At 69.7% G+C, this 3,163-nt stretch carries 2 protein-coding genes and 1 tRNA gene; 1 reads left to right on the plus strand and 2 read right to left on the minus strand.

The window, feature by feature from the left end; translation table 11 throughout:
• On the minus strand, window positions 1-1,157 hold a 1,157-nt coding region (locus VFS34_02750), incomplete at its 3' end, for a PAS domain-containing sensor histidine kinase (protein HET9793356.1).
• A gap of 48 nt (window positions 1,158-1,205) precedes the next feature.
• Window positions 1,206-2,411, minus strand: a complete 1,206-nt coding sequence (locus VFS34_02755) for a DUF6600 domain-containing protein (GenBank protein ID HET9793357.1) — start codon at window positions 2,409-2,411, stop codon at window positions 1,206-1,208.
• Window positions 2,412-2,538: 127 nt separating this feature from the next.
• Between VFS34_02755 and VFS34_02760 the strand changes: the two genes are divergently transcribed.
• A tRNA-Asp gene (locus tag VFS34_02760) sits at window positions 2,539-2,616 on the plus strand.
• Window positions 2,617-3,163 lie beyond the last annotated feature (547 nt).

Below are 3,163 nucleotides of genomic sequence, written 5' to 3' on the forward strand. Positions count from 1 at the left end.
CGCGACTCGCCGGAGGCGGCGGCGGGCGCCGGCGCCGCGTCGGCGACCGGCAGGCGAACGACGAACTCGCTCCCCTGTCCGAGGCCGGCGCTCGACGCCGTCACCGATCCGCCGTGGAGCTCGACCACGCGGCGCACGAGCGTCAGGCCGATTCCCACCCCTTCCCCCCCGGAACGCGCGTGCGGCTTGGCCTGGACGAACAGATCGAAGATATTCGGGAGGGCCTCGGGTGCGATGCCCTGCCCGTCGTCCCGCACGCGGAGGACGGCGTCGTCGCCCTCGCGGGCGATCGTGACCCGGATGTGTCCTCCCGGGCCGGTGTACTTGATCGCGTTGCTCAGGAGATTCATGAGCACCTGGTCGACACGGGTGGGATCGGCCTCCGCGACGACGGGCACCGGCGAGGCGTCGAAGGCGATGGACTGCCCGCGCTGCTCGGCGAGTCCGCGGACCGAATCGATCGCCTGGATCGCCGCGGAGGCGAGGTCGATCCGCTCCCGGCGAAGCTCGATCCGGCCCTGGCTCACGCGCGAGACGTCGAGGAGGTCGTCGAGGAGCCGGGACATGTGGCGCACCTGCCGCTCCGCGATCGCGTGCGCCTCCCGGATCGTCGACGGACCCGCGTCCGGCCGGCCGATCAGGTAAAGGGCATTCCGGATCGGCGCGAGCGGGTTCCGAAGCTCGTGGGCCAGCACCGCCAGGAATTCGTTCTTCTGGCGATCCGCCTCCTTGAGAGCCTCGACCTGGCGGCGCTCCGTCAGGTCGCGCGTCACTTTCGCGAAGCCGTGAAGCGTTCCGGACTCGTCGAACAGCGCCGTGATCACGACGTCCGCCCAGAACCTCGAGCCGTCGCTCCGGACCCTCCACCCTTCGTCTTCGACCCTCCCCTGCTCGAGAGCCTTTCGAAGCAGCCCCTGCGGCCTTCCGGCGGCAGCGTCTTCCGGAGTGTAGAAGATCGAGAAATGTCTTCCGATCGCCTCGGAAGCCGAGTATCCCTTGATTCGCTCCGCTCCGACGTTCCAGCTCGCGATGCGGCCGTCCGGATCGAGCATGAAGATCGCGTAGTCCTGGACCCGCTCGACGAGGAGACGGAAACGTTCCTCGCTGCGGCGGAGCTCATCGAACCGGATGTCCTGCGGGAGGGTCGCGTCGCTCATGGCGTCCAGGATCCTATCGTCTCGATCGACGCCCCCGCGGGAGAGATCTCAGAAGGCACCGGGCGGAGCGGCGTTGCCGGGCTTCTCCCGCCGCTCCGGCGGAGGAGGAGGCGGCGGTTCCTTCTTGTGGGGAGGCACCGCCCGGTGCTCGGCCGAGGCGCCGTGCGGAGACGGAGCCTCCCGGTGCGCGGGCGGTGCTTCGCGGGTCGGCGGCGCCCCGTTCGGGGGCGGCGCTTCGCGCCGCGGAGGCGGAGCTTCGTGTCGAGGGGGCGCGGCCTCATGTCTGGGAGGTGGCGCCTCGTGTTTCGGGGGCGCCGCCTCGTGGCGGGGAGGCGGAGCCTCGCGGTGCGCGGGCGGTGCCGTACGATGCGACGGCGTCGATTCGCGGGACGAAGACGACTTCCCTTCGTGTCCGTGCGGGGCCGGGGCGGGCTTCGCCTCGTGTCCCGGAGCCGCTGCGCTTCCGCGGGGTGAGCCTGACGTGCCCGATCCTCCCCGCCGGCTCGCGATCTCGCGCGCACGAACCGGCGCGGGGGCGACCACCGCCACGCGTTTCCCGCGCGGGGACCCCGACGCCGAAATCGGCGCCGGTCGCGACTTCGCTTCGGAAATCGGCGCGCGAGGGATCCGCACGCGGGCGGCCCGCTCGATCGTCGTGATCGACGGCCCGCGATTGACGATGACGCCGCGGGAAACGGAGTAGGACGTCAGCTTTCGGACTCGGGGGAAGATCGCGGCGTTCTCGGCAACGGGAAGCCTCACCGATGAAACGCGCACGCCCGCGAAACGGTTAACCGGGACGAAGACGTATCGAGCCTGCGGAACGATGATCGGAGCTCCGGAATATCCCGAATAGGAAATCGACAGGGTCGGGGGGATGGGCGCCCAGCCGACGTACGTGTCGCTGTAGCACCACGTCACCCACGCCGGGGCCCAGACGGTCCCCGGAACCCATACCCATCCCCAGGGGTCTTCCCAGACCCAGGTTCCGTAGTGGTAGGGGTCGCCGCCCCAGGGATCCTCGGAAACCCACGTCCAGCCGTAATCGGTATAGATCCACTGCCCGTCCGTGTACGGCTGCCAGCCCGCCGCGACGTGGCCGGGAATCCAGCAGTCGCCCCATCGCCCGACCGACTCCCAGCGCCCGTAGGGGGACAGCTCGTCGTAGAAGAAGGAGATGCTGACGCTCGCCTGCGCGCGGGCGGGTCGAGCCCCGAGGAGGGACGCGCCGGCGAAAACCCCGAGCAGAACCATCGTCTTCACTTTCATGCATTTCCTCGTTTCGCCCGTACGCGTGCAACGGCTGTGCCATGGGCTGGGTTCGAACCCGCCGCGCGCTTGACCTGGTGAGCCCCGTCGCGTATCGTTCGGCTTCTTCCGCGGGGCTGTAGTTCAGTTTGGTTAGAACGCCGGCCTGTCACGCCGGAGGTCGCGGGTTCGAGCCCCGTCGGCCCCGCCAAAAGCTGCTTCGCAGACGCTCGGCTTCTCCACTTCGTATCGAAGCTTCGCGGGTCTCGAACCCGCGACCTCAAAATTCAGCCGCGGGTGAGAGCCCGAGGCCGCGCTGAATTCGCGATCCGAGATCGCGAATCGGAGCAGCGAGACGCGACTCCCGAGCGCCGAAGATGCGACTCAAAGCTGCTTCGCAGACGCTCGGCTTCTCCACTTCGTATCGAAGCTTCGCGGGTCGAGGCCTCCGGCCTCGACGCTCTTGGCGAACATCCAACCCGGGGGAGGCTTCCCCAAGCCCCCTCTGGCGAGCCGGGGAATCGCTCGCACCCGCGACCTTGAAATCCAGCCGCGGGTGAGAGCCCGAGGCCACGCCGGACTCCACCCCTGACGATCATGCCGGGATCTCCGGCGCCGCGGGTTCCGAGCGCCGCGAAAACCGGGCGATCGCATCGTCGGTCGCGAGCACGACGAGGCGGTCCGCGCGCTCGAGCCGGTCCGTCGCCGCGGGAACGAAGCGCCGCTCCAGGCCGTCGCGCCCGAGCCGTTTGATCGCG

This window comes from Thermoanaerobaculia bacterium (assembly GCA_035717485.1).
Classification (GTDB): Bacteria; Acidobacteriota; Thermoanaerobaculia; order UBA5066; family DATFVB01; genus DATFVB01.

Coding starts and splice junctions, on each gene's coding strand:
- VFS34_02755 (HET9793357.1), bottom strand. CDS start 2,411: ATGGTTCTGCTCGGGGTTTTCGCCGGCGCGTCCCTCCTCGGGGCTCGA.